The sequence below is a fragment of the Xanthomonas bonasiae genome (assembly GCF_014836395.1).
GTDB classification, from domain to species: Bacteria; Pseudomonadota; Gammaproteobacteria; order Xanthomonadales; family Xanthomonadaceae; genus Xanthomonas_A; species Xanthomonas_A bonasiae.
In genome coordinates this window covers 232,431-259,210 of sequence record NZ_JACSQX010000005.1, presented here as the reverse complement: position 1 = coordinate 259,210, position 26,780 = coordinate 232,431, and the positions used below count along the sequence as shown (strand labels likewise).

The 26,780-nt window shown below is 70.8% G+C and carries 17 protein-coding genes; 8 read left to right on the top strand and 9 right to left on the bottom strand.

Features of this window, described 5'->3' with window-relative positions; genetic code table 11:
* Positions 1-101: 101 nt before the first annotated feature.
* From H9658_RS09940 to H9658_RS09925, 4 genes are all read right to left on the bottom strand, one after another.
* Positions 102-845: a LytR/AlgR family response regulator transcription factor gene (locus H9658_RS09940; protein ID WP_191825329.1), complete on the bottom strand. Its 744-nt coding sequence runs from the start codon at positions 843-845 to the stop codon at positions 102-104.
* A gap of 114 nt (positions 846-959) precedes the next feature.
* Positions 960-1,625 carry an alpha/beta hydrolase gene (locus H9658_RS09935; protein ID WP_179568052.1) on the bottom strand — a complete coding sequence of 222 codons (666 nt, stop codon included), beginning with the start codon at positions 1,623-1,625 and terminating at the stop codon, positions 960-962.
* 55 nt (positions 1,626-1,680) lie between these two features.
* Positions 1,681-3,612: a glucans biosynthesis glucosyltransferase MdoH gene (gene mdoH / locus H9658_RS09930; protein ID WP_179567447.1), complete on the bottom strand. Its 1,932-nt coding sequence runs from the start codon at positions 3,610-3,612 to the stop codon at positions 1,681-1,683.
* A 642-nt stretch (positions 3,613-4,254) separates the two neighbouring features.
* A complete protein-coding gene (locus tag H9658_RS09925) occupies positions 4,255-5,550 on the bottom strand; it encodes a two-component system sensor histidine kinase NtrB (RefSeq protein WP_179567451.1) in 1,296 nt (431 codons plus the stop codon).
* Positions 5,551-5,662: 112 nt separating this feature from the next.
* Between H9658_RS09925 and H9658_RS09920 the strand changes: the two genes are divergently transcribed.
* Entirely contained in the window at positions 5,663-6,037 is a 375-nt protein-coding gene (locus tag H9658_RS09920) for a response regulator (protein ID WP_179567453.1), read from the top strand.
* 53 nt (positions 6,038-6,090) lie between these two features.
* Here H9658_RS09920 and H9658_RS22925 read toward each other — a convergent pair whose 3' ends face one another.
* A complete protein-coding gene (locus tag H9658_RS22925) occupies positions 6,091-6,438 on the bottom strand; it encodes a hypothetical protein (protein WP_225209868.1) in 348 nt (115 codons plus the stop codon).
* Positions 6,439-6,685: 247 nt separating this feature from the next.
* Between H9658_RS22925 and glgA the strand changes: the two genes are divergently transcribed.
* From glgA to glgX, 7 genes are all read left to right on the top strand, one after another.
* On the top strand, positions 6,686-8,257 hold the full coding sequence (glgA, locus tag H9658_RS09910; protein WP_191825220.1) for a glycogen synthase GlgA: 1,572 nt from the start codon (positions 6,686-6,688) through the stop codon (positions 8,255-8,257).
* Positions 8,254-10,503, top strand: coding sequence for a 1,4-alpha-glucan branching enzyme (locus H9658_RS09905; protein WP_225209867.1), 2,250 nt, complete (start codon positions 8,254-8,256; stop codon positions 10,501-10,503). The genes glgA and H9658_RS09905 overlap by 4 nt, the downstream gene beginning before the upstream one ends.
* A gap of 61 nt (positions 10,504-10,564) precedes the next feature.
* Positions 10,565-12,301 (top strand): malto-oligosyltrehalose trehalohydrolase, encoded by a 1,737-nt coding sequence (gene treZ / locus H9658_RS09900; protein ID WP_191825327.1) that lies wholly within the window; start codon positions 10,565-10,567, stop codon positions 12,299-12,301.
* 154 nt (positions 12,302-12,455) lie between these two features.
* Positions 12,456-14,411 carry a 4-alpha-glucanotransferase gene (gene malQ, locus H9658_RS09895; RefSeq protein WP_191825219.1) on the top strand — a complete coding sequence of 652 codons (1,956 nt, stop codon included), beginning with the start codon at positions 12,456-12,458 and terminating at the stop codon, positions 14,409-14,411.
* Complete coding sequence (gene treY / locus H9658_RS09890; protein WP_191825218.1) at positions 14,408-17,029, top strand: malto-oligosyltrehalose synthase; 2,622 nt, start codon at positions 14,408-14,410, stop codon at positions 17,027-17,029. The genes malQ and treY overlap by 4 nt, the downstream gene beginning before the upstream one ends.
* Before the next feature lie 44 nt (positions 17,030-17,073).
* Positions 17,074-17,262 carry a DUF2934 domain-containing protein gene (locus tag H9658_RS09885; RefSeq protein WP_179567461.1) on the top strand — a complete coding sequence of 63 codons (189 nt, stop codon included), beginning with the start codon at positions 17,074-17,076 and terminating at the stop codon, positions 17,260-17,262.
* A gap of 9 nt (positions 17,263-17,271) precedes the next feature.
* The gene (gene glgX, locus H9658_RS09880) at positions 17,272-19,446 is read left to right on the top strand and encodes a glycogen debranching protein GlgX (protein WP_179567463.1); all 2,175 of its coding nucleotides are present in this window, start codon (positions 17,272-17,274) and stop codon (positions 19,444-19,446) included.
* A gap of 509 nt (positions 19,447-19,955) precedes the next feature.
* On the opposite strand, the gene cobA is transcribed toward glgX, so the two are convergent.
* From cobA to nirB, 4 genes are all read right to left on the bottom strand, one after another.
* Positions 19,956-20,693: a uroporphyrinogen-III C-methyltransferase gene (gene cobA / locus H9658_RS09875; RefSeq protein WP_318241299.1), complete on the bottom strand. Its 738-nt coding sequence runs from the start codon at positions 20,691-20,693 to the stop codon at positions 19,956-19,958.
* A gap of 481 nt (positions 20,694-21,174) precedes the next feature.
* The gene (locus H9658_RS09870; RefSeq protein ID WP_191825326.1) at positions 21,175-23,967 is read right to left on the bottom strand and encodes a molybdopterin oxidoreductase family protein; all 2,793 of its coding nucleotides are present in this window, start codon (positions 23,965-23,967) and stop codon (positions 21,175-21,177) included.
* Entirely contained in the window at positions 23,967-24,332 is a 366-nt protein-coding gene (gene nirD, locus H9658_RS09865; protein ID WP_191825216.1) for a nitrite reductase small subunit NirD, read from the bottom strand. The genes H9658_RS09870 and nirD overlap by 1 nt, the downstream gene beginning before the upstream one ends.
* 3 nt (positions 24,333-24,335) lie before the next feature.
* Positions 24,336-26,753 carry a nitrite reductase large subunit NirB gene (gene nirB / locus H9658_RS09860; protein ID WP_263604325.1) on the bottom strand — a complete coding sequence of 806 codons (2,418 nt, stop codon included), beginning with the start codon at positions 26,751-26,753 and terminating at the stop codon, positions 24,336-24,338.
* Positions 26,754-26,780: the final 27 nt, after the last annotated feature.

Here is a 26,780-nt window from a genome sequence, read left to right as displayed (position 1 = left end):
GCTGCCGATCGCCGCCCGTCCACAGACGCACGCCCGGCCACCCCAAATCCCAACGCCGCACGGCTACTCATCCCGAATCCCGAATCCCCAATCCCGGCCCCTCAAAGATGCCGGATCTCCTGCCGCAGCTGCGCCACGCAGCGCCGGCTCACCTCCAGCGGCTGCTTGGCATGGCGCAGCACCGCATGCATCTGGCCCTCGCCGAGGCGCCGCAGCTCGACCAGTTCGTGGCGCGCGACCAGGCAGTTGCGGTGGATGCGCACGAAGCGCTCGGCGAACTCCTCTTCCAGCGACTTCAGCGACTCCTCGATCAGGTCCTCGCCGCGCGCGTGATGCACCACCACGTACTTTTCCTCGGCCTGCAGATAGTGGATGTCGTCGACCGGGATCAGCCGCAGGCTGCCGCGCAGGCGCGCGCACAGATGGCTGCGGCGCTGCGCCGACGACACCGCCGCGGCGCTGCCGCGACCGGCCATGAAGGTGCGCGCGCGCTCCAGCGCCGCCGCCAGTCGCTCGGCGCGCACCGGTTTCATCAGGTAGTCGATCGCCGCGGCCTCGAACGCGGACAGCGCGTGCGCATCGTAGGCGGTGCAGAACACCACCGCCGGGCGCGGCTCGAAGCTGGCCAGGTGGCGCGCGGTCTCCAACCCGTCGACGCCGGGCATGGCGATGTCCAGCAGCACCAGATCCGGACGCAACTCGGCGCAGGCACGCAGCGTTTCCAGGCCATTGCCGGCCTCGGCCACCACCTCGACGCCGGCATGCTCGGCCAACAGCGCGCGCAAGCGCTCGCGTGCCAGGGGTTCGTCGTCGGCGATCACCACCTTCACGTACGTCACCTCAATGGGCTGGAGCGCGGTCTCGCCGCATAGTAGCCCCGCTGCCGGCGGGCCGTCATCCGCGCCGCAGCGACTGTGGCCTCGGCTCCGGCGCACGCGCCACGGCGCCGCCGCCGCGCCTCAGCCGGCGGCGAAGCGCGCGCTCATCCAGTCCTGCAGATCGGCGATCTCTTCGGCGCAGACCTGGTGTGCCATCGGATAGCGCTGCCATTGCACCGGCATGCCCAGCGCCTGCAGCGCCTGCGCGGTCTGCTCGGCATAGGGCTGCGGGATCACCGGGTCGCCCTGGCCGTGGGCCATGAACAGCGGCTGCGACAGCGCCGCCGGCGCATGCCAGCGGGCCACGTCGGCCACCTCCGGCAGGTAGGTGGACAGCGCGATCAACCCGGCCAGCGGCCGTTCGCGGCGCAACCCCGTCGCCAGCGTGATCGCCCCGCCCTGCGAGAAACCGGCCAGCAGCAGGCGCTCGGCGGGCACGCCGCGCGCGTGTTCGCGCGCGATCAGTTCCTCGACCTGCGCGACCGATGCGGCGACGCCGGCGCTGTCGGCGCGATTGGAGAAATCGGGACTGACGATGTCGTACCAGGCGCGCATGCGCACGCCGTTGTTGATCGTCACTGCACGCACCGGCGCATGCGGAAACACGAAGCGCAACGCCGGCCAGCCCGGCCGCAGCAGCTCCGGCACCAGCGGCGCGAAGTCGTGGCCGTCGGCGCCGAGTCCGTGCAGCCACAGGACGGTCCACGCCGGCGAAGCGGCGGTTTCGTGTTCCACTGTTTCCAGCATGCGTGCGGTCCCCATCGAGATGGGGCGCATTATGCCTGCCGCGTCCGCCGCCGGGTCAGCCGGCAGCGCGGCGCGCGGCGGCGGCGCGGCGCAATTCGCCCGCGCGCAGCAGCACCGCCGGCGGTTTCTGCTCCTCGGGAATGGCCAGGATGCGCAGCTGGCGCAGCCACAACCCGGCCGCGCGCGAGGAACTCACCGCCACCACCGGAATCGCCAGCGCCATGCCGATCACCACCGGCGCCATCCACGCCGCCAGCGACGGCGACACTACATAGGCCATCCCGCCCATCAGCAGCCCGAACGCGCTGAGCCCGCCGTAGCTGCGCGCCAACGCCAGCCACGACAGGCGGCCGTCGTCGCGCTGCTGCGCGTCCCAGCCCGAATCCTTGCCGGCCAGCACTTCGGCCACGCCGCGCGACTGCACGTACATCACCACCGGCGCCATCAGCGCCGCCAGCACGGTTTCCAGCAGCATGCTCAGCAGCGCGCGCAGCGCACCGCCGCAGCCGCGCCGCTCCTCGGGTTTCAGCAGCATCGCGAAGTAGCCCAGCACCTTCGGCGCCAGCAGCACGAACATGGTCACCGCGAACACCCAGAACACCCGGGTCGAGTCCTGCTGGTGCCAGTAGCGCGCCGGCGAGAACGGCGACACCACCGTGGCGACCAGGTCGATGCCATTGCTCTGCAGCGGGATCGCGATGCCGATCAGCATCAGCAGGCCCCACATCGGCGCGGTGAAGTAATGGCCGATGCCGATCATCATGTGCATGCGGCTGATCCAGTGCAGGCCGCGCGCGAAGACCACCTTGGAGTGCTGCAGGTTGCCCTGGCACCAGCGGCGGTCGCGCACCAGCAGGTCGGTCAGCGTCGGCGGGCCCTCCTCGTAGCTGCCCTGCAGGTACGGCACCATGTGCGTGGCCCAGCCGCCGCGGCGCATCAGCGCGGCCTCGACGAAATCGTGGCTGAGCACGTGGCCGCCGAACGGCTTGCGCCCGGGCAATGCCGGCAGGCCGGCCTGTTCGGCGAAGGCCTGGGTGCGCATCACCGCGTTGTGGCCCCAGTAGTTGCTCTCCGAACCGTGCCACCAGGCCACGCCGTAGGCGATCACCGGGCCGTAGACGCGGCCGCCGAACTGCTGCATGCGCGCGAACAGGCTGTTGCCGTTGACCACTTCCGGCAGGGTCTGGATCAGGCCCACGTCGGGATTGTTTTCCATGCCCGCGACCAGACGCACGATGGTCTCGCCGGTCATCAGGCTGTCGGCGTCGAGGATCAGCATCTGCGGATAGGCACCGCCGAAACGGCGCACCCAGTCGGCGATGTTGCCGGCCTTGCGCTCGGCGTTGTCGGCACGGCGCCGGTAGTAGATGCGGCCCTGGCCGCCGGTGCGTTCGACCAGTTCGGCATAGACCTGCTCTTCCTCGGCACCGACCGCAGCGCGCGTGGTATCGCTGAGGATGAAGAAGTCGAAGTGCTCGATCTGGCCGGTGGCCTCGACCGATTCGTAGATCGCCTGCAGTCCGGCCATCAACCGGTGCGGATCCTCGTTGTAGGTGGGCATCAGCAGGGCGGTGCGGCTGCGCACCAGCGGCAGCGGCGCGTCCGGATCGATGCCGAGCTTGCGCCCGCCGCCGAACACCAGGGTCACGAATCCGGCCAGCGCACTGACGAACGAAAACGCGATCCACGCGAACAGGGGAATGAACAGCGCCATCAGGCAGGCTTCGAGCACGCTGACCCCGCCGATCAGCAGCACCTTGCCGATCAGCACGCTGGCGTAGGCGGTCATCAGCGCGGTACTGCCGAACACGTACAGCCGCCGCCAGAACATGCCGGGCGGGGTGGTGGGCAGGCGCGTGTTGCGCAGTTTGCCCTGGCGCAGCGATTGCACCGGCATCGGCAACGGCGCCTCGGGCGGCAGCACCGCATGGCCGGCATCGAGCACAACGGAATCGGGCAGGGTCGGTGTGGGGGCGACCATGCTCATGCGTTCCGCCAGCCTCGTCGGACAGCGCAGCGACGCGACCTGGGAATTCCGCACGGGCGCGCCACCGCGCGCGCTGGCGCCGTAATCGGCACCGTTCTGCTGTCATTGCCACTCGTACCCACGTTCTCTCCTGTCGGGCGGGCAAAATACGGCCGCCACTGTAAACCCTAAATAGTAAGCTTTCGCAAAGATGGCCGAGCGCGCGCCACGCCGCCGCCAGCAGGTCCGTTCAGCCATTCGCCAGCGCCAAGCGGCGCTTCGCTGCATGCGCAGAAGCGTGCGACGGGCAGGCCATGCGGTCCGAAACGCGGCGGATCGAAGCCGCGATTCGCCGCGGACAGCGGAGAGATGCGCGCTCCAGCAAGCGCCTCGTGCAAAAGGTCGCGTTACCTCACCGGCGCAGCCGCCAGGCCTGCCGTGCCGGCGCGCGACCGCGCTGAAGGACCGCGCGACGCCCGACGCAATCGTTGCGCGGCAACGCCGGTGCCGGGTTCGACTCGGTGCTGCCGCAGGCGGCCGAATGCATCGGGCGCCGCTGCTGGCGCGGTTTGCACGCGTCGCGCCAGCAGCGTGGTGCGCCGGCTATACCGCGCGCAAGCGGTCAGGCGGAGCGAACTGCTGCCGACACGCCAAGCCTCTGGCTCAGGCCGGCGAGGGCAATGCCGCGCTGTCGCCGCCCTCGCCCGGCGGCGCTTCGGCGACATAGGGGAACGCCAGGGTGATGGTTGTGCCGCGCCCCAGTTCGGAGTCCACGTCGACGAAGCCGCCGGCCTGGCGCACCAGGCCGTAGACCTGGGCCAGGCCCAGGCCGGTGCCCTTGCCCTCGGGCTTGGTGGTGAAATAGGCCTCGAACAGCCGCGACTTGGTGTCCTCGGACATGCCCTCGCCCTGATCGCTGACCGACAGGGTCACGTAGCGGCCCGGCTGGCGCATCGCCGCAGCCTGACCCGGCGGCACCTGCAGGTTGCCGCAGCGGATCGATACCACGTCGCCGGATTGGCAGGCGTCGCGTGCGTTCAAGGCCAGGTTCAGCACCGCCTGCTCGACCGAGCTGCGGTCGGCATAGGTGGTGGCGCCGCCGGCCAGGCTGGTCAGTTGCAACTTCATCTCGCCGCCCAACGCCTGCGCCAGCAGCGGCTGCATGTGCGCGACCACCTCGCACAGATCCAGCCACTGCGGCTTGACCGGGTGCGCACGGGCGAAGCCGAGCAGGCGCCGGGTCATCCGCGCGCCGTGTTGCAGCGCCTCGCCGGCGATGCCGAGCAGTTTGCGCTGGTCCGGCTGCAGGCGCTGCGGATGCTCGGCGACCATGCTCACCGAGGTCATCGCGGTCTGCAACATGTTGTTGAAGTCGTGGACGATGCCGGCGAGCATCTGCCCGATCGCCTCGCCTTTCTGCGCCTGGGTCATGGCCCGCTCGGCGACGCGCTGCGCGGCCAGGGCGATGTCCAGCTGCCCGCGCAGCTCGATGTGCTCGGCCTGCAACTGCTGCCCCAGCGTCTCGCTGACGCGCTGCACCGGCACGCCGGCGCCGGTCTGCGGCAGGTCGCCCAGGGTGCGCAGGGCCTCCTCGATCTGGCGGTGCTGGGTGACGTCGCGGCTGATCACCAGCACACTTTCCACTTCGGCGTCGACGTTGGTCAGCGGGCTGGCCTGCACGTGCCACCAGCGTGGCCGGCCGTCGAAGGTTTCGCGCTGCGCCCAGAATTCGTATTGCTCGTTGCGCAAGGCGGCGGCGAACGCCGCTTCCGCGAGCGGCCGCATCTCCTCCGGCCACAGATCCTGCCACGCGCGGCCGACGACGTGCTTGGGCTCGGCCGCGCCGAGCAGGCGCAGGCCGCGCGTGTTGATCGATCGCACGACACCGTCGCGGCCGATCTCCTTGATGCAATCGTGCGAGAGTTCGACGATCTGTCGATAGCGGGCGTGAGTGGACAAGCGGGGTCTCGCGATGAGTGGGTTCAGCATATCGGCATCACCGCAGCGTCACCAGCGCTTCACCGCCGAATCGTGAAGCTGCCAGTATTGAAAACGCGGCGGTATCAGCATTATGCGTGGCACTTGCGCCCTCACCACCATTCTTTTGGTTGAGGATGACCAGACGATTCGCGAACTGGCTCGGATGATGCTCGATGCCGACGGCTATCGGGTCCTGTCCGCCGGCACCGCCCACGAGGCGCTCGCCATGCTCGAACAGGATCCCGATGTGGACCTGATCTTCAGCGACGTGCAGATGCCCGGCGGCGATGGCATGACCATGGTGCGCGAACTGCGCCGGCGTGCGGTCACGATTCCGGCCCTGCTCACCTCCGGCATGAAACATCCCGACACCGCGGCGCTGCCGACGCATACCGGCTTTCTGCCCAAACCCTACAGCCATGCCGGCTTGCTGGCGGCGCTGCAGCGCCTGCAGCCGGCGCACTGACGCAGGGCCGATGCACGGCCTGCGCCCGAGGCCCGCGGACAGCACGCCGCGGCTCAGCCGAACACCAATTTCCCATACTGCGCCGAACGGATCGCCGCCAGACGTTCGGCGACGAAGTGCTCCCCGGCGCGAACATCGCCGAAATACACGCCATCGAACGCATGCCGGCTCAATACCGCACCCTTCGCGTCCGAGATGCGGATCTGCGGCAGCAGCACGCCGTCCGGCGCCGCGGCGAGGACGGCATCCAATACGAAGCCGTCCAGCTCGCGTCGCATCCTTGGGTCCGATGGGTTCATGCCGGCATTGCAGCACAGGCCCGATGAAGACAGCGCAACCTGCGCATTCAGGCCGAGCGGCGTGGCGGATGGCGGCACCGGAAAGGAAACTAAACGGTTCATCGGCTGTGCGGGTCTAACCCACTGTATTGCGGCGAAATCACTATGCGGTAACCGGGCGGGCGCAGCGTAGACAAGCCGCGCGTTTCACGCCCCTTTTATCGCTGCGTTCGTACATTACTGAAGAGGCGCTGACCCGCCGGTATCTGCTGTCCTTCATTTTTCTGGTTTCACGTCGCGCGCCCGCTGCGGACACGCGACGGCAGTCGTTTTCCGTGTGCCCGTCCCCCCCTCCCCGACGGAATCGCCAATGTCGCCTCCCCCGCCCGCCGATCTGCCCGATAGACAACGCGACACCCACCCGGTGCTGCGCGCGCCCCGGCGCCGCCACCGCGATGCGCGCGGACGCTTCATCCGCACCGCCGAGGTCACCGTCAAGCTGCAACCGGCGCCGCGCCGCGCCAGCCTGTTCGTGACCTCGGAAATGGCCGACTTCATCAAGGCCGGCGGCCTGGGCGACGTCGCCGCGGCGCTGCCGCGCGCGCTGCGCGGCAGCTGCGACATCCGGGTGCTGATCCCCGGCTACCCGGCGGTGCTGCGCAAGACCGGTCCGCTGGAGATCGTCGGCCACGTCGCCGCCCACGCCGGGCTGCCGGCCTGCGCGCTGGGCCGCGCGGACCGCCCCGACGGCCTGTGCGTGTACGTGCTGCTGTGCCCGCAGCTGTTCGAACGCCAGGGTTCGCCGTATGTCTCCAGCGAAGGCCGCGACTGGGAAGACAATGCGCTGCGCTTCGCCACGCTGTCGCACGCCGCCGCGCAGATCGCCGGCGGCCGCGCCGGGCTGGACTGGAATCCGGACCTGCTGCATCTCAACGACTGGCCGTGCGCGCTGGCCGCCGCCTATGTGCGCTGGTCCGGCGGCAACACGCCGTGCCTGCTGACCATCCACAACCTGGCCTACCAGGGCCTGTTCCCGTACGCGATGGCCGGCACGCTGGGCATCCCCGACAACGGCCTGCAGGACCTGGAGTTCTACGGGCAGATGTCGTTCCTGCGCGCCGGCATCGTCCACGCCGACCACGTCAACACGGTCAGCGTCAGCTACGCGGCGCAGATCACCGGACCGGCGCAGGGCTGCGGCCTGGACACGCTGCTGGCCCGGCATGCCGCCAGCGGCCGCCTCAGCGGCATCGTCAACGGCATCGACGCCAGCTGGGACCCGCGCACCGACGACCATCTGCACACCCATTTCGGCATCGACCAGGTCCAGGGCAAGCGCGAGAACGCCGCCCAGGTGCGCCGCGCGTTCGGCCTGATCGACAGCGACGGCCCGCTGTTCGCGGTGGTGTCGCGGCTGGTGCACCAGAAAGGCCTGGACATGATCTGCGAGGTGGCGCCGCAGATCGTCGCCGCCGGCGGCCAGATTGTGGTGATCGGCGGCGGCGAGCCGCAGATCGAGCAGGCGGTGGCGGCGCTGGCGCGGCGCTTCCCCGGCCATGTCGGCGCCCATATCGGCTTCGAGGAGCGCTTGGCACGGCGCATGTTCGCCGGTTCGGACTTCCTGCTGATGCCGTCGCGCTTCGAACCCTGCGGGCTGAGCCAGATGTACGCGCAGCGCTTCGGCAGCCTGCCGATCGCGCACGCCACCGGCGGCCTGATCGATACCGTGGACGATGGCGTGACCGGCTTCCTGTTCGAGGAACCCTCGGCCGACGGCCTGCGCCGCTGCCTGCAGCGGGTGTTCCGCACCTTCCGCCTGCCGGGCCTGCTGCAGGCGATGCGCCGCGCGGCGATGCTGCGGCCCAGCGGCTGGGACCTGGCCGGACGCAAGTACATGGCCCTGTACGACCGCACCGCTCCGCTATCGCCGGCGGTGGCATGAGCGAACGGGAACAGGCGCCGGACGCGATCCCGGTGTGGGACGCGCCGCTGGAAGCGGCGAACGACGAACGCGAACGCCTCGCCCTGCAGGCGCTGGCGCGCGGCGAAGCGGTGGACGCGTTCGCCTGGCTGGGCCCGCACGCCGACGAGAACGGCACGATCCGGGTGCGCGCGCTGGTCCCGGGCGCCGATGCGCTGGGCCTGCTCGACGGCAACGGCAAACTGGTGGCGCGGATGCGCGCGCACCCGGAGGCCGAAGGCGTGTTCGAAGGCGAACTGAAGACCACGACGGCCTATCGGCTGCGCATCGTGTGGCCGGACGCCGTGCAGGAAATCGACGACCCCTACGCGTTCGGCCCGGTGCTGGACGAGGCCTGGCTGCAGGGCATGGCCGAGGGCGACGGCGCCGCGCTGCGCACCGCGCTGGGCGCGCACCACACCCGTATCGGCACGGTCGACGGGGTGCGCTTCGCGGTGTGGGCGCCGCATGCGCGGCGGGTCGCGCTGGTCGGCGACTTCAACGGCTGGGACGGCCGCCGCCATCCGCTGCGCCTGCATCGCCAGGCCGGCGTCTGGGAACTGTTCGTGCCCGGGCTGCGCGGCGGCGAGCACTACCAATACGAGATCCTCGACGCCGACGGCACGCCGCTGCCGCGCAAGGCCGACCCGGTCGCCCGCCACAGCACGCGCGCGCCGGACACCGCGTCGGTGGTGCCCAGCGCCGCCGATTTCGCCTGGCACGACTCGGCCTGGCTGGCGCAGCGCGAAACCCGCGCCGGTGCCGCGCAGCCGATGAGCATCTACGAGCTGCACGCCGGCTCCTGGCGCCACGACGCGCACGGCCAGCCGTTGCAGTGGGACGCGCTGGCCGCGCAGCTGATCCCCTACGTGCAGGAACTGGGCTTCACCCATATCGAACTGCTGCCGATCACCGAATATCCGTTCGGCGGCTCCTGGGGCTACCAGCCGCTGGGCCTGTACGCGCCGACCGCGCGGCACGGCGACGCGGACGGTTTCGCGCGCTTCGTCGATGCCTGCCACCAGGCCGGGATCGGGGTGCTCCTGGACTGGGTCGGCGCGCACTTTCCCGACGACGCGCACGGCCTGCAGCGCTTCGACGGCACCGCGCTGTACGAACACGCCGATCCGCGCGAAGGCGTGCACCGCGAGTGGAACACGCTGATCTACAACTACGGCCGCGCCGAAGTGGTCGCCTACCTGATCGGCAGCGCGCTGGAATGGATCGAGCGCTTCCATGTCGACGGCCTGCGCGTGGATGCGGTGGCGGCGATGCTGTACCGCGACTACGGCCGCAACGAGGGCGAATGGGTGCCCAACGCCCAGGGCGGGCGCGAGAACCTGGAGGCGATCGCGTTCCTGCGCCGGCTCAACGCCGAGATCGCGCAACGCTTCCCCGGGGTGCGGGTGATCGCCGAGGAATCCACCGCCTGGCCGGGCGTGACCGCACCGCCGGAGCAGGGCGGGCTGGGTTTCAGCCACAAGTGGAACATGGGCTGGATGCACGACACGCTCAGCTACATGCGGCGCGATCCCATCCACCGCCAGCACCACCACAGCGAGATGAGCTTCGGCCTGGTGTACGCGTTCTCCGAGCACTTCGTGCTGCCGCTGTCGCACGACGAAGTGGTGCACGGCAAGGGTTCGTTGCTGGCGAAGATGCCCGGCGACACCTGGCAGCGCTTCGCCAACCTGCGCGCCTATCTGGCCTTCATGTGGGCGCACCCGGGACGCAAGCTGCTGTTCATGGGCGGCGAGTTCGGGCAGTGGCAGGAATGGGACCACGACCGCGCGCTCGACTGGGCGCAGGCGCAGCGCCCGGAGCATCGCGGCGTGGCGCGGCTGGTCGGCGACCTCAACCGCCAGCTGCGCGCGCTGCCGGCGCTGTACCGCAGCGACCGCGCGGCGGAAGGCTTCGAATGGAGCGTGGCCGACGACCACCGCAACAGCGTGTTCGCCTTCGTGCGCCACGACCGCGCCGGCGGCGCGCCGCCGCTGCTGGCGGTGAGCAACTTCACCCCGAACGTGCACCACGACTACCGCCTGGGCGTGCCGCGCGGCGGGCTGTGGCGCGAAATCCTCAACACCGACAGCGGCCACTACGGCGGCTCCAACCAGGGCAACGGCGGCGCCTTGCGCAGCATCGCGCAGCCGATGCACGGGCACGCGCAATCGCTGGCGCTGACCTTGCCGCCGCTGTCCACCCTCTGGTTGCAAGCGGAGCACTGACTTGAACATCGCAACGAGCGCAACGCCGACCGGCGACGCGGCAACCGCTTCGCCCGCGGCACTGCGCCAGGGCGCCTGGCCCACCGCCGACGGCGCAGTCGCCTTCGTGCTGTGGGCACCGGACGCGAGCAGCGTCGACATCGTGTTCGACGACGGCAGCCGGCAGCCGCTAGCCGCGGCCGCGGACGGCTATTTCGCCGCGACCATCGCCTGCGCCGCCGGCACCCGCTACCGCTACGCCGTCGACGGCGGCGAACCGGTGCCGGACCCGGCCTCGCGCTGGCAGCCCGACGGCGTGCACGGCGCCAGCGCGGTGCTGGCCAGCGACGGCTATCGCTGGCAGCACGCCGCCTGGCGCGGCCGGCCGTGGGCGGAAACGGTGTTCTACGAACTGCACGTGGGCGCCTGCGGCGGCTACGCCGGGTTGCGCGCGCAGTTGCGGACGCTGGCGGCGCTGGGCGTCACCGCGATCGAACTGATGCCGCTGGCCGCGTTCCCCGGCCGTCACAACTGGGGCTACGACGGCGTGCTGCCGTACGCGCCGGCCGCGGCCTACGGCCATCCGGACGAACTCAAGGCGCTGATCGACGAGGCCCACGGGCTGGGCCTGAGCGTGTTCCTGGACGTGGTCTACAACCACTTCGGCCCGGACGGCAACTACCTCGGCCAGTACGCCTCGGCGTTCTTCCGCGAAGACGCGCCGACCCCGTGGGGCGCGGCGATCGACTTCCGGCTCGCGCCGGTGCAGCGCTACTTCATCGACAACGCGCTGATGTGGCTGCACGAGTACCGCTTCGACGGCCTGCGCCTGGACGCGGTGCACGCGATCGTGCCGAACGCGTTCCTGGACACGCTGCGCGAGGCGATCATGGCCAGCGTGCCGGCCGGGCGCCACGTGCACCTGGTGCTGGAGAACGAGGCCAATCAGGCCGGCGTGCTGGAGCGCGGCTACAGCGCGCAATGGGACGACGATTTCCACAACAGCCTGCACGTGCTGCTGACCGGCGAGAACGAGGGCTACTACGCCGGCTTCGCCGACGCGCCGGCGCAACACCTGGCGCGGGTGCTGGGCGAAGGCTTCGCCTACCAGGGCCAGGCCGACCACCGCGGGCATGCGCGCGGCGAGCCGAGCGCGCAGCTGCCGCCGCACAAGTTCGTGATCTTCGCGCAGAACCACGACCAGATCGGCAACCGCGCGCGCGGCGACCGGCTGATCACCCAGGTGTCCGAGCCGGCGCTGCGCGCGGCGCTGGCGCTGACCGCGCTGACCCCGATGATCCCGCTGTTCTTCATGGGCGAGCCGTGGGGCAGCCGCACCCCGTTCCTGTTCTTCACCGACTTCGCGCCGCCGCTGGACGAGGCGGTGCGCGAAGGCCGGCGCCGCGAGTTCGCGCATTTCGCCGCGTTCGCCGATCCTGAGCAGCGCGCGACCATTCCCGACCCGAACGCGCCGAGCACGTTCGCAGCGTCCATCGCCGACATCAGCGATGCCACCCACGGCGACGGCGCGCGCTGGCGCGACTGGTTCGTGGCGCTGATGGCGCTGCGCCGCCAGCATCTGGTACCGGCGTTGCCCCAGGCACGCGCCGTGGGCGCCCGCATGCTGGGGCCGAGGGCGGTGGCCGCGGGCTGGACCCTGGGCGGCGGCGAGTGGCACGTGGCCGCCAACTTCGGCGATACGCCGGTGGCGCTGGATCTGCCTGGCGCGACGGTCCATGCCGAAAACGCTGGCGACGATCCGGCGCAGCTGCCGCCGAACGCCTTCGTCGCCCGCTACCGGGCCGGTTCCGCCGCGTGAGCGCGGGCTGTCGCGACGCCATCGCGACAGCGCTTCCGGCACGCTGCCCCTCCCGTGCGTCGCCCGCGACCGTGCGCCTGCCTGACAGGTGCGCGGCGCTCGCGGCGACGGCGGTGCGTCCTTCTTTCCCCATTGCCGCGGCCCCGACTCGCCCATGACCGATACCCCCCTGCACACCCTGGCGTCCGCCGCCGGCCTGCTGGTCGACTGGATCGACGCATCCGACACGCCGCGCACGGTCGGCACGGACACGCTGCGCAGCGTGCTCGGTGCGCTCGGCCTGGACGCGCGCGACGATGCCGCCTGCCGCGACAGCCTGCGCCAGCTGCAGGCCAGCGGCGGCAGCGCCGCGCCGCTGCTGACCGCCGACGTCGGCACGCCGATCGACGCCGGCGGCACGCCGGGTGCGGCGTACCGGCTCGAGCACGAGGACGGTAGCCGCCGCGACGGCCGCTTCGATGCGCAGGGCCGCCTCGCCGCGCTCGACACGCACGGCTACTGGACGCTGCAGCACGGCGACCGCCACACCACGCTGGCGGTGGCGCCGGTGCGTTGCTACGGCGTCGCCGAGGCGGTCGGCGAGGACGCGCCGCGGCGCTGGGGCCTGTCGCTGCAGGTGTATTCGGCGCAAGGCCCGGACGACGCCGGCATCGGCGATGCGGACGGCGTCGCCGCCTGGGCCGAGCGCATCGCGCGTGCCGGCGGCGATGCGATCGCGTTGAGCCCGGTACATGCGGCGCGACCGATCGGCACGCACTACAGCCCGTATTCGCCGGGCGACCGCCGTTTCCTGGATCCGCTGCAGGCCGCCCCGGCACGCGTGCTCGGTACCGCCATGGCGCAGCGCGCCCTGCAGGCCGCCGGGCTGCAACAGGCCTTCGCCGAAGCGCAGACCCGCGCGCTGATCGACTGGCCGGCCTCGTCTGCCGCGAAGTGGCAGTGGCTGCGCCAGCTGCACGCCGACTTCGCCCAGGCCGACGCCGCGCTCCATGCCGATTTCGCCGCGTTCCAGCACGAACGCGGCGCCGCCTTGCACGACTACGCCGCGTTCGCCGCGCGCGATTTCGGCGATGCCGATCCGGCCCTGCACAGCTTCGCGCAGTGGCTGGCCGCGCGCAGTTGGGCCGGCGTGCAGCGGCACGCGCGCGATGCCGGCATGGGCATCGGCCTGATCGCCGACCTGGCGGTGGGCTTCGATCCCGGCGGCGCCGAGGCCGCGGCCTGGCCGCAGGCGGTGCTGGCCGGGCTGGAACTGGGCGCGCCGCCGGATGCGTTCAACGGCGATGGCCAGGCCTGGGGCATCGGCGGCTATTCGCCGACCGGGCTGCGCGCCAGCGGCTTCACGCCGTTCATCGAGCTGCTGCGTGCGGTGATGCGCGACCGCGGCGGCGTGCGCATCGACCACATCCTCGGCCTGTTGCGGCTGTGGACGATCCCGCGCGGCGCCCGTTCCGCCGACGGCGTGTACCTGCGCTATCCGCTGCACGACCTGCTGCGCCTGCTGGCGCTGGAATCGTGGCGGCACCGCGCGATCGTGATCGGCGAAGACCTGGGCGTGGTGCCGGACGGCATCCGCGCCGAACTGTCGCAGCGCGGGGTGATGGGCATCGACGTGCTGCTGTTCACCCGCGACGCCAAGGGCGCGTTCCTGGCGCCGGCGCAATGGCGCGGCGATGCCATCGCCACCACCACCACCCACGACCTGCCGACGCTGCGCGGCTGGCGCCGCGGCGAGGACATCGACTGGCGCCACCGCCTGCAGCTGTCCGATGCCGCGCAGCAACGCGCCGACCATCTGGCCCGCATCACCGACGTGGCGCGCATGGACGCCGCCGTCGCCGCAGCGCTGCCGCAGGCGCACGACCCCGAACTGGATGCGCTGCGCTTCGTCGCCGCCACGCCCTCGCCGCTGGCGCTGCTGCCGGCCGAGGACGCGCTGGGCCTGGACCAGCAACCCAATCTGCCCGGCACCGTCGATGGCCACCCGAACTGGCGCCGGCGCTTGCCGGCGGCGGACACGGCGGCCGCCGGCGCGCCGCTCGCCACCCGCCTGGGGGCGTTCGCGCACGCGCGCCGCACCGCCTCCGCCGCGCAAGGAACCGACGCATGAGCTTCACTCCGCTGCGCGCCACCGCGCGCCTGCAACTGCACGCCGGATTCACCCTGCTCGACGCCGCCGCGCAGGTGCCCTACTACGCCGGCCTGGGCATCAGCCATCTGTACCTGTCGCCGATCGGCACCGCCGTGCCCGGCTCCACCCACGGCTACGACGTCACCGATCCACGCCAGGTCAACCCAGAACTCGGCGGCGAGCCCGCGCTGCTGCACCTGTCCGAGCGCGTGCGCGCGCACGGCATGGGCCTGATCCTGGACATCGTGCCCAACCACATGGCCGCGCACGCGGCCAATCCATGGTGGTGGGACGTGCTCAAGCATGGCCGGCGCAGCCGCCACGCCGGCTGGTTCGACATCGACTGGCGCGCGCCCGGACGCGACGGCAAGCTGTGGCTGCCGGTGCTGGACCGCGCCTACGCGCAGGCGTTGAGCGAAGGCGCGCTGCAACTGCGCGTGGCCGAGGACGGCGAGGTGCAGCTGGAACACCACGACCAGCGCTTCCCGATCCGCCTGGAAGGCGCCGTGGCCCAGGATCCGCCGGCCGCACGCCAGGCCTGGGCGGCACGGCTCAACGACGCCGCGCGGCTGGGCGACGACGCGCTGCATCGGCTGATCGAACGCCAGTGCTACCGGCTGGCCTGGTGGCGGGTCGGCAACGACATGCTCAACTACCGCCGCTTCTTCGACATCACCTCGCTGGCGGCACTGCGCGTGGAGCAGAACGACGTGTTCGCCGCGGTGCACGAACTGCCGCTGCGGCTGGTCGCCGAAGGCCATCTCGATGGCGTGCGCGTGGACCACGTCGATGGCCTGGCCGATCCCACCGGCTACGTGCAGCGCCTGCGCGCGCAGCTGGACCGCGCCGGGCGCCGCCGCGGCATCGCCGCCGGCGGCATCGCGCTGTACATCGAGAAGATCCTGGCACCGCAGGAGACGTTGCGCAGCGACTGGCCGTGCGACGGTAGCACCGGCTACGACTTCATGGACCAGGTCGCCGGCGTGCTGCACGACCCGGCCGGCGCCGCACCGCTGACCGCGCTGTGGCGCCGCGAGACCAGCCGCAGCGGCGACTTCGGCCAGGAACAGCGCGCCGCGCGCGACGAGATCCTGCAAGGGTCGCTGCAGACCGAATTCGTGCGCACCGTGCAGGCGCTGGCCGCCGCCGCGCACCTGGACCCGGCCACCCGCGAGTTCAGCCCGCAGATGCTGGCGCGCGGCCTGATGGCGCTGTTGCGGCACTTCGAGGTGTACCGCACCTACGCCGGGCCGGATGGCCTGGACGAAGCCGATGCGGCGCGCCTGGCGCAGGCCGCGCAGCACGCGCGCGCCGGCGCCGAGCCGCGGGTGTGCGCGGCGATCGACGCGATCGAGCGCTGGAGCCGCGACGGCCGCGGCACCGGCAAGGCGCAGATCGCGCTGCGGCGCATCGTGCGCCGGCGCATCGAACAGCTGTCGGCGCCGCTCAACGCCAAGTCGGTCGAGGACACAGCGTTCTATCGCCACGGCGTGCTGCTGTCGCGCAACGAGGTCGGCAGCGACCCGGACGTGTTCGCGCTGGCGCCGGACGCGTTCCACGCCGCCAACGCCGCGCGCGCGCAGCACCATCCGCGCGCCTTGCTGGCCACCGCCACCCACGACCACAAGCGCGGCGAAGATGTGCGCATGCGCCTGGCCGCGCTCAGCGCGCAGGCGCCGTGGTGGGCCGAACAGGTGGCGCGCTTCCAGGCCTTGTCCGCCGACCTGCTGCCGGCCGGCAGCGCCGCGCCGCTGCCCGGCGACGTGCTGATGCTGTGGCAGATGCTGGTCGCCGCCTGGCCGCTGGAACTGGCCAGCGACGACGCCGCCGGCCTGGCCGACTACGCCGAGCGCATCGGCGCCTGGCAGCTGAAGGCCGCCCGCGAGGCCAAGCTGCGTACCTACTGGACCTGGCCGGACGAGGCCTACGAACGCGGCGCGCGCGCACTGCTGGACGCGGCGCTGCTGGCGCCGGCCGGCGCGCCGCTGCGCGAGGCGCTGGCCCAGGCCGCGGCCGCGCTGGCCCCGGCCGGCGCGCTCAACAGCCTGGTGCAGACCACGCTGCGGCTGAGCGTGCCAGGCGTGCCCGACCTGTACCAAGGCAGCGAAGGCTGGGACCTGTCGTTGGTCGATCCGGACAACCGCCGCCCGGTGGACTACGCGCTGCGCCAGGCCTGGCTGCACGACGCCACCGCGCCGTCGGCACTGCTGCGCGACTGGCACAGCGGCCATGTCAAGGCGTGGCTGACCGCGCAGCTGCTGCACCTGCGCGGCGCGCATCCGGCGCTGTTCGCGCATGGCCGCTATCGCCCGCTGCAGGCGCAGGGTCCGCACGCCCAACACGTGCTCGGCTTCGCGCGCGAACACGAGGGCCTGACCCTGCTGGTGGTGGTGCCGCGCCTGACCGCCGCGGCGCAACCGCTGGATGCGGCGGCGCCGCTGCGCGCGCAGCTGGATTGGCGTAACACCTTTCTGACGCTGCCCGCGGCACAGTACCGGCACGTGCTGAGCGGGCGCGACCTCGCGGCATCGGCCTCGATGCCGGTGGCGGACCTGCTCGCCGACTTCCCGGTGGCCGTGCTGGCCGCCGTTCCCTGACATGCCGGTGGCCGTGCTGGCCACCTTCCCCCGACAAGACCGCCATGGACGCAGAAACACGCCAGCGCCGCATCGAACAACTCGCACACGAAATCTGGGAAGCCGAAGGCCGGCCCGACGGCCGCGCCGCCCGTCATTGGGCCATGGCCGAACGCCTGGTCGACGCCGAAGCCCGCGCCGATCCGCAAGACCACTCGCTTTCCCCAGCCGGCAACGGCCCCGCCACGTCGTAAGGATTTCGCATGCCGCTTCGCAAGCTCGCCCGCCGCTCCCGCATCCGCGAAGGCCGCTCGTATCCGCTCGGCGCCACCTGGGACGGCCTGGGCGTCAATTTCGCGCTGTACTCGACCAATGCCACCAAGGTCGAACTGTGCCTGTTCGACGAGCGCGGCCGCGAGGTCGAGCGCATCGTGCTGCCCGAGTACACCGACGAGATCTGGCACGGCTACCTGCCCGATGCGCGCCCCGGCCAGCTGTACGGCTACCGCGTGTACGGTCCGTACGCACCCGATGCCGGGCACCGCTTCAATCCCAACAAGCTGCTGCTCGATCCCTACGCCAAGCAACTGGTCGGCGAGCTGAAATGGGCGCCTGCCTTGTTCGGCTACACCATCGGCCACAAGGATGCGGACCTGAGCTTCGACCGCCGCGACAGCGCCGCCTACGTGCCCAAGTGCGCGGTGATCGATCCGGCCTTCACCTGGGGCAAGGACCAGCGCCTGCAGACGCCCTGGGACCGCACGGTGATCTACGAGACCCACGTGCGCGGCACCACCATGCGCCATCCGTCGGTGCCGGAGGCCTGGCGCGGCACCTTCTCCGGGCTCAAGGTGGACGAGGTGGTCGAGCACATCAAGCGGCTCGGCATGACCGCGGTGGAACTGCTGCCGGTGCACGCCTTCGTCGACGACGAATACCTGCTCAAGCAGGGCCTGCGCAACTACTGGGGCTACAACACCATCGGCTTCTTCGCGCCGCAGCCGCGCTACATGGCCACGCGCACGGTCGCCGAGTTCAAGCAGATGGTGGCGCGCCTGCACCACGCCGGGCTGGAGGTGATCCTGGACGTGGTCTACAACCACACCGCCGAAGGCAACGAACTGGGGCCGACGCTGTCGTTCAAGGGCATCGACAACGCCAGCTATTACCGCCTGGCGCAGGACCGCCGCTTCTACATCAACGATACCGGCACCGGCAACACCTTCGACCTGACCAATGCCGGCGCGCTGCGCATGGTCAACGACTCGCTGCGCTACTGGGTGTCGGAGATGCACGTGGACGGGTTCCGCTTCGACCTGGCCACCATCCTTGGCCGCGAACACCACGGCTTCGATCCCAAGGGCGGCTTCCTCGACGCCTGCCGCCAGGATCCGCTGCTGAGCCAGGTCAAGCTGATCGCCGAACCGTGGGACGTCGGTCCCGGCGGCTACCAGGTCGGCGGCTTCCCGCCCGGCTGGTCGGAATGGAACGACAAGTTCCGCGACAACGTGCGCGCGTTCTGGCGCGGCGACGAAGGCCAGCTGGCGGAACTGGCCACGCGCCTGACCGGCTCGGCCGACCTGTTCAACCACCGCGGCCGCCGCCCCACCGCCTCGGTCAACTTCGTCACCGCCCACGACGGCTTCACCCTGCACGACCTGGTCAGCTACGAGCACAAGCACAACGAAGCCAACGGCGAGGACAACCGCGACGGCTCGGACAACAACATCTCGGCCAACTACGGGGTCGAGGGCGAGAGCGACGACCCTGAGATCAACGCGCTGCGCCTGCGGCAGATGCGCAACATGCTGGCCACGCTGCTGCTGTCGCAGGGCACGCCGATGCTGCTGGCCGGCGACGAGTTCGGGCGCAGCAAGGGCGGCAACAACAACACCTACTGCCAGGACAACGAGCTGACCTGGCTGAACTGGGAAAGCGGCGAGCGCGCGCAGCGGCTGACCGCGTTCGTGACGCGCCTGACCCACCTGCGCGCGCACTATCCGCTGCTGCACCGCGCACGCTTCTTCGACGGCGTCTACGACGAAGAACTGGGCATCAAAGACGTGAGCTGGCTGGCGCCGGACGGCGAGGAAATGAACGATGCATCCTGGCACGATCCGCACGCACGCGCGCTGATGATGCGCCTGGACGGCAAGGCGCCGTCCAGCGGCCTGCGCCAGGCCGCGTCGAACGTGACCTTGCTGATGATCGTCAACGGCGCCACCGAGGACGTGACCTTCACCTTGCCGATGGTCGAAGGCGAGCACTGGCGCGTGCTGATCGACACCGCCGAACGCGACCACGAACACGGCCTGCCCGGCGGCTCGCAATGGCATGGCATCTGCCGCTCGCTGACCCTGCTGGCCGCGGAACGCGACGGCAAGGTCGCCGCCGCCCAGCACCAGAATGCGGCGCCGCCGCCGGCACCGGCGGCGTAACGCGAAGCGGTGGCAGACAGCGGCCCAGATCGATTGTTGGGCCGCTCTCAGCACAGACAAGCCCGCTTATTAGGAGCGGCTTCAGCCGCGACAGTGTCCGCAGCCGGTGGCCCATCCGGATTCAGGATGTCGCGGTGGTTCGGGGTCATCGACTTCGGAACGTTACACGGTGCCGAGATAGTTCGACTCCGCTCGTCGCGGCTGAAGCCGCTCCTACAGAGGATCGCGGCAGATTCCAAGGCGGTGCACTGTAGGAGCGGCTTCAGCCGCGACTGTATCCGCAGCCGGTGGCCCATCTGGATTCAGGATGTCGCGGTGGTTCGGGGTCATCGACTTCGGAACGTTACACGATGCCGAGATAGTTCGACTCCGCTCGTCGCGGCTGAAGTCGCTCCTACAGGGAGCGTTGGCGAATTTTCGATGCCCATGTTGTCAGTTGTGGGAGCGACTTCAGTCCGACGGGCTCCTCGGGTAAAGCCCGTCGCGACTGAAGTCGCTCCCACAAGGAATCACGCTATCGCCTGCAGTACGTGCAACTGCGCGGGCTGCGCCTGCGCTTCGCCCACCGCGCCGCCGATCAGGATCACCCCCGGCGCGCCGATGCCCAAACCTTCGACATCGGCGGCCAAGCGGTCCAGTGTGGTCAGCAACTGCGCCTGCTGCGGCAGGCTCGCCGATTGCACCACCGCCGCCGGCGTGGCGCCGGGCAGGTGGCGCAGCAAGGCCGACGTCAGCGCGGCGATGCGGCCCATGCCCATGTAGATCGCCAGCGTGGTGCGGGTGGCGCACAGCGCCGCCCAGTCCGGCTCGCCATGGTCCTGGGTGTGCGCGGTGACGAAGGTGATGCCGTGACAGTGGTCGCGATGGGTCAGCGACATGCCCAGCCCGGCCGCCGCCGCGAACCCCGCGCTGACGCCATTGACGATCCGCACCGCCACGCCCGACGCGCGCAGGAAGGCGATCTCCTCGCCGGCGCGGCCGAACAGCAACGCTTCGCCGCCCTTGGCGCGCACCACATTGGCGCCCTGCAGGGCATAGCGCCGCATCAGCCGGCAGATGAAATCCTGCGGCGTGGAACGGCAACCGCCGCGCTTGCCGACGCGGATCACCCGCGCCTGCGGCGCGAACTGCACGATGTCGGGATTGACCAGATCGTCGAGCAGCAGCACCTGCGCCGCCGCCAGTGCCTTGACCGCCTTCAGCGTCAGCAGTTCCAGGTCGCCAGGACCGGCCGACAACAACACCACTTCGCCGCCGCCACACACACCGGACGCGCTTGCATCGTTCATCGCAGACTCCAGCCAGAAAGAAGGAACAACCCCAGGGACATCGCACCCGCCTGTGCCCGGCTGCGCCCATCCGCAATGCCGTCTGCCTGCGCCCGCGACGCGCGCGCTCGCCGCGCCCTGCCGGCGGCGTGGCGCGGGCCGCGGGCGCATGCGACGTTCGTCGCGCCATTCGCTGCTGACACCAGGGCGGCGCTCGCGCCGCGACCACTCATGTGCACGCGGTTGCCGCGTACTCTCGCAGCGGCGGCGGCGTGTGCGACGCGGGAAGATCTCGCGAGCGCCAGTCCCATTGCGTTACCCAACCGCCGCAGCTGCGGCAGGCGCTGGCCACCGGCGCGTCGCTGCGCGTTGTCGCCCGCCTGACGCGGAAGGCCGACGCCTGCGGCATTTCCTGCACACTCCGCGGCAGGCACAAGGGCAGCCTGGAAGCCACAGCCGTTCATGCGCTTGCGGCCGTGGCGCACAGCCGCAGCACCTGCGGCATGCACGAGCCACACACGCTGCCGCAGCCCAGCCGCGTGCGGATCTCGGCCGGCGCCGCGCCGCCCGCGGCTTCGGCGCGGATCGCCGATTCGCGCACCTGCGTGCACTGGCACACCACCGGATCGCGCGCCGCGCCGCCGGCCTGCGCGAATGCCGCCAGCCGCGCGCCGTGCCAGGCGTCGCCGCTCAATGCACGCTCGAGCAACGCTTCGCCGCCGGCATCGCGCTGCGCACCCGCCAGCAGCAGGCCGTCGAGATGGCTGAGCGGCGCGGCGCCGCGCCAGGCCACGCGCTTGAGCAGGCCGCGGCGCGCGTCCCGGTATTCGAGGGTATCGGCGTCGCCGCCGGCCAGCGCCAGCGCCGCGGCCAGCGCTTCCAGCTGCGCGGGCGCCGGCGCCTGCTCGGCGGCGGCGCGCAGCACCAGCCAGGCCTGATCCTGTTCGCCGGCCTCGGCCTGCAGGCTCAACGCGGCATAGCCGAAGTCGCGCAGCCACGGCTGCGCCGCCGCCTGCAGCGCGAGTGCATCGCCGCGCCGGGCCAGCAACAGATGCCAGCCGAACTCGGCCTTCTCCACACGCACTGCCGCGTGCTTGAGCTCGGGCTGCTGCGAACGCGCGTCCACCGCGCCCAGGCTGAGTTCGTTGATGCCGCCGCTGTGCAGGAACTGCGCGTTCCAGTGCATCGCCGCGAACACGTCGCCCGAACGCATTTCCTCGCACGCTTCCAGCGGCAACACCAGGCTGCCGCGCTTGCTGACGATGCGCACCAGGTCGCCGGCGCGCAGTCCGCGCCGCGCGGCGTCCTGCGGATGCATGCGCAGGCCCGGCTGCGGGCTGTGCGCGAACAGCCCCGGCACCCGGCCGCTGCGCGACATGCCGTGCCACTGGTCGCGCAGGCGCCCGCTCAGCAGGCGCAACGGAAACCGCGCCGACGTCGGTTCGGCCACTGGCTTGTACGGCGTGGGATGGAAACGCGCACGCCCGTCGGCGGTGGCGAACACGCCATCGGCATAGCGCCGCGCCTGGCCATGCGCGGCGCCGGCCGGTAGCGGCCATTGCTGCGGGCCTTGCGCATCCAGCCGCGCGTAGTCGAGTCCGCCGATGTCCAGGTCGCGGCCGACCGTCAGTGCACGGTGCTCGTCGAACACCGCCGCGGTATCGGCGAAGCCGAAACGCGAACCGGCCGACGACGCATCTAGCCGTGCTTCCAGCCGCCGCGCCACTTCGTTGGCGATCCACCAGTCCGGCCTGGCCGCGCCCGCTGCCGGCAGCGCCTTGCGCACGCGCGAGACGCGGCGCTCGGAATTGGTCACCGTGCCGTCCTTCTCGCCCCAGCTCGCCGCCGGCAGCAGCACATCGGCGTAGGGCACGGTGTCGGTGTGCACAAACGCTTCCTGCACGATCACCAGCTCGGCCTGGCGCAAGGCATCGCGCACCTGTGCGATGTCCGGCATCGAGTGCACGGGATTGGTGCAGGCGATCCACACCGCCTTGACCTCGCCGCGGCGCAACGCATCGAACAGCGCCACCGCCGGCAGGCCGGGACGCGCCGACAGGCGATCGGCCGGCAGCTGCCACAGCCGCTCCAGGTCGGCGCGATCGGTCGCGCTGCTGATCTCGCGGTGCGCGGCCAGCATCGTCGCCATGCCGCCGACCTCGCGCCCGCCCATCGCGTTCGGTTGCCCGGTCAGCGAGAACGGGCCGGCGCCGGGCTTGCCGATCTGCGCGGTGGCCAGATGCAGATGGATCAGCGCCAGGTTCTTGTCGGTGCCGTGCGCGGACTGGTTCAGGCCCATGCAATACAGCGACAGTGCCGGCAGGTCGCGAGCGAACCACTCCGCCGCCTGCACCAGGTCGGCGACCGGGATGCCGCAGAGGTCGGCGGCCATCGCCGGGGTGTATTCGCGCAGCGTCTGCCGCAATTCGGCGAAGCCCTGGGTATGCGCGGCGATGAATCCGCGGTCGATGCGGTCTTCCCAGATCAGGTGGTGCAGCATGCCGTTGAACAGCGCCACGTCGGTACCGGGCTGGATCGGCAGATGCAGGTCAGCCATCGCCGCGGTGTCGGTGCGGCGCGGATCGACCACGATCCAGCGCACGTCCGGATCGCGCGCGCGCGCGTCCTCGAGCCGGCGGAACAGCACCGGATGCGCGTAGGCCATGTTGCTGCCGGCCAGCAGCACGGTCCTGGCCAGCTCCAGGTCTTCGTAGCAGGTCGGCGGGCCGTCCGCGCCCAGCGCCACCTTGTAGCCGCTGACCGCGCTGGACATGCACAGCCGCGAATTGGTGTCGATGTTGTTGGTGCCGATCAGGCCCTTGGCCAGCTTGTTGAAGACGTAGTAGTCCTCGGTCAGCAGCTGTCCCGACAGGTAGAACGCCACCGCGTCCGGCCCGTGCCGCTCGACGATGCCGGCCAGGCGCTCGGCCACGCTGTCCAGTGCCACCGCCCAGTCCACCGCGCGCCGCGGCGTGTCGCGATGCGTGCGCAGTTCCGGCTGCAGCGCGCGGCCATGCAGGCTGCGCACGGTCTCCGGCAGGGTGCGGCCCTTGCTGCACAGCCGGCCGTAGTTGGCCGGGTGTTGCGGGTCGCCTTCGATGCCGACGATGCGCGCCGCGCCGTCGGCGCCGTGCTCGGTCTCGATCAGCACGCCGCAGCCGACGCCGCAGTAGCAGCAGGTGGAACGGGTCAGCGTGCGCCGTGCCACGTTGTCCGCGACTGCGCTCGCGCCGGGCACGTGCGCGCCGTCCATCACGCGGCGCCCTGCAACGACAGCCACACGTCGCCATCGTCCACGCGCACCGGATAGCGACGTGTGCAGCCCACGTCCGGCGCGCAGGCCTGGCCGCTGTCCAGCGCGATGTTCCAGTTGTGCAGCGGGCAGGTGACGCTGTCGCCGGCGACGATGCCCTGCGACAGCGGACCGCCCTTGTGCGGGCAGCGATCGACCAGCGCGAACACGCGGTCGCCGGCGGTGCGGAACAGCGCGATCGGGTCGGTGCCGTCGATCTGCAGCACGCGCGCGCCGAGCGAAGGGATCTCGTCGATGCGGCAGATGCGGATCCAGCGGCGGGCGCTGGCGTCGGACGCGACGGGATCGGAAGCGGCTGCGTTCATCGCTCAGTCCTCCACCAGCGCCAGCGGCGCGGCCACGCGCAACGGCTGGAATTCGCGCTGCCTGGCGCCGGCGATGCGCTCGGCCCACGGATCGGGCAGGCCTTCCAGTGCGTACAGCAGGCGCTCGTACAGCGCGCGCCGGTTGGCCGCGTCCTCGATCACCCGCTGGCGGATGTAGTCCATGCCCACCCGCTCGATGTAGTGCACGGTGCGGTCCAGGTAGTAGGCCTCCTCGCGGTACAGCTGCAGGAACGCGCCGGTGTACTCCTTCACCTCCTCGGCGGTCCTGACCTTGACCAGGAACTTGGCGACCTCGGTCTTCATCCCGCCGTTGCCGCCGATATGCAGCTCCCAGCCCGACTCCACCGCGATGATGCCCACGTCCTTGATCCCCGACTCGGCGCAGTTGCGCGGGCAGCCGGACACCGCCAGCTTCACCTTGTGCGGGCTCCACATGTTGGCCAGCATGGTTTCCAGGTCGATGCCCATCTGCGTGCTGTTCTGCGTGCCGAAGCGGCAGAACTCGCTGCCCACGCAGGTCTTCACCGTACGGATCGACTTGCCATAGGCGTGTCCGGAATTCATCCCCAGGTCCTTCCACACCGCAACCAAATCTTCCTTGCGGATGCCGAGCAGATCGATGCGCTGGCCGCCGGTGACCTTGACCATCGGTACCGCGTACTTGTCGGCGACGTCGGCGATGCGGCGCAGTTCCGAGGCGTTGGTCACCCCGCCCTTCATCTGCGGGATCACCGAGAACGTGCCGTCCTTCTGGATGTTGGCGTGGGCGCGTTCGTTGATGAAGCGCGACTGCGGATCGTCCACCGCCTCGCGCGGCCAGGTCGACAGCAGGTAGTAGTTGATCGCCGGGCGGCAGGTGGCGCAGCCGTTCGGACTGCGCCATTGCAACTGCGCGTACACCGCACCATGCGTGAGCAGCCTGCCCTCGCGGATCGCCTGGCGCACCTCGCCATGGCTCAGGTCGGTGCAGCCGCACACCGCCTTGGTCTTGGGCGTCTGCTGAAAGTTGGAGCCCAGGCAGTTCATCAGGATCTGCTCGACCAGGCCGGTGCACGAGCCGCAGGAGCTGGCCGCCTTGGTCTGCTTCTTGACCTCGTCCACGGTGAACAGGCCTTGCGCGTTGATCGCCTTGACGATGGTGCCCTTGCACACGCCGTTGCAGCCGCACACCTCGTCGCTGTCGCGCATCGCGCTGGCGCGGTCCTGGCCGGCGGTGCCGGCGTCGCCGAGCGCGCTCTCGCCGAACATCAACCGCTCGCGGCGCTCGCCGATCGGGCTGGCATCCTTGAGCAACTGGAAATACCAGGCGCCGTCGTTGGTATCGCCGTACAGGCAGGCGCCGACCAGCCTGTCGTCCTTCAGCACCAGCTTCTTGTAGACGCCGCCGGCCGGATCGGACAGCACGATCTCCTCGCTGCCCTCCCCGCCCATGAAATCGCCGGCCGAGAACAGGTCGATGCCGGTGACCTTGAGCTTGGTCGAGGCCACCGACCCGCGGTAGATGCCGATGCCGAACCCGGCCAGGTGGTTGGCGCAGATCTTGGCCTGCTCGAACAGCGGCGCGACCAGGCCGTAGGCGATGCCGCGGTGGCTGGCGCATTCACCGACCGCGTACACCCGCGGGTCGAAGGTCTGCAGCGTATCGTTGACCACGATGCCGCGCGTGCAGTGGATGCCGGCGGCCTGCGCCAGCGCGATGTTGGGACGGATGCCGGCGGCCATCACCACCAGGTCGGCCGGCACCTCGCTGCCGTCGGAGAATTTCACCGCCACCACTTCGCCGTCGGCATTGCCGACCAGCTCGGTGGTGGAGGTGCCGAGGCGAAACTCCAGGCCTCGTTCGCTGAGCGATTGCTGCAGCAACTGCCCGGCGACCGGGTCGAGCTGGCGCTCCAGCAACCAGTCGGCCAGGTGCACCACGGTCACCTGCATGCCGCGCTGCTTCAGCCCGTTCGCCGCCTCCAGGCCGAGCAGGCCGCCGCCGATCACCACGGCATGGCGCTTGCGCGTGGCGGTGTCGATCATGGTCTGCGTGTCGTGCATGTCGCGGTAGCCGATCACGCCCTTCAGCTCCTTGCCCGGCACCGGCAGCACGATCGGCAGCGAGCCGGTGGCCAGCAGCAGGCGATCGTACGGCGCCTCGGTGCCGTCGGCGGCGATCACCTTGCGCCTGATCCGATCGATGCGGGTGACTTCCTTGCCCACATGCAGGCGGATGCCGTGCTCCGCGTACCAGGCCAGCGGATTGAGCACGATCTCGTCGAACCGCTGTTCGCCGGCCAGCACCGGCGAGAGCAGGATGCGGTTGTAGTTCGGATGCGGCTCGGCGCCGAACACGGTGATGTCGTACATCCCCGGCATCAGCTTGAGCAGTTCTTCCACGGTGCGGATGCCGGCCATGCCGTTGCCCACCACCACCAATCTTGG

Coding starts and splice junctions, on each gene's coding strand:
- mdoH (WP_179567447.1), bottom strand. CDS start 3,612: ATGAGCATGGTCGCCCCCACACCGACCCTGCCCGATTCCGTTGTGCTC.
- H9658_RS09905 (WP_225209867.1), top strand. CDS start 8,254: ATGAGCGAACGGGAACAGGCGCCGGACGCGATCCCGGTGTGGGACGCG.
- nirD (WP_191825216.1), bottom strand. CDS start 24,332: ATGAACGCAGCCGCTTCCGATCCCGTCGCGTCCGACGCCAGCGCCCGC.
- malQ (WP_191825219.1), top strand. CDS start 12,456: ATGACCGATACCCCCCTGCACACCCTGGCGTCCGCCGCCGGCCTGCTG.
- H9658_RS22925 (WP_225209868.1), bottom strand. CDS start 6,438: ATGAACCGTTTAGTTTCCTTTCCGGTGCCGCCATCCGCCACGCCGCTC.
- glgA (WP_191825220.1), top strand. CDS start 6,686: ATGTCGCCTCCCCCGCCCGCCGATCTGCCCGATAGACAACGCGACACC.
- H9658_RS09935 (WP_179568052.1), bottom strand. CDS start 1,625: ATGCTGGAAACAGTGGAACACGAAACCGCCGCTTCGCCGGCGTGGACC.
- H9658_RS09885 (WP_179567461.1), top strand. CDS start 17,074: ATGGACGCAGAAACACGCCAGCGCCGCATCGAACAACTCGCACACGAA.
- H9658_RS09870 (WP_191825326.1), bottom strand. CDS start 23,967: ATGGACGGCGCGCACGTGCCCGGCGCGAGCGCAGTCGCGGACAACGTG.
- nirB (WP_263604325.1), bottom strand. CDS start 26,753: ATGGCCGGCATCCGCACCGTGGAAGAACTGCTCAAGCTGATGCCGGGG.
- glgX (WP_179567463.1), top strand. CDS start 17,272: ATGCCGCTTCGCAAGCTCGCCCGCCGCTCCCGCATCCGCGAAGGCCGC.
- H9658_RS09920 (WP_179567453.1), top strand. CDS start 5,663: ATGCGTGGCACTTGCGCCCTCACCACCATTCTTTTGGTTGAGGATGAC.
- treY (WP_191825218.1), top strand. CDS start 14,408: ATGAGCTTCACTCCGCTGCGCGCCACCGCGCGCCTGCAACTGCACGCC.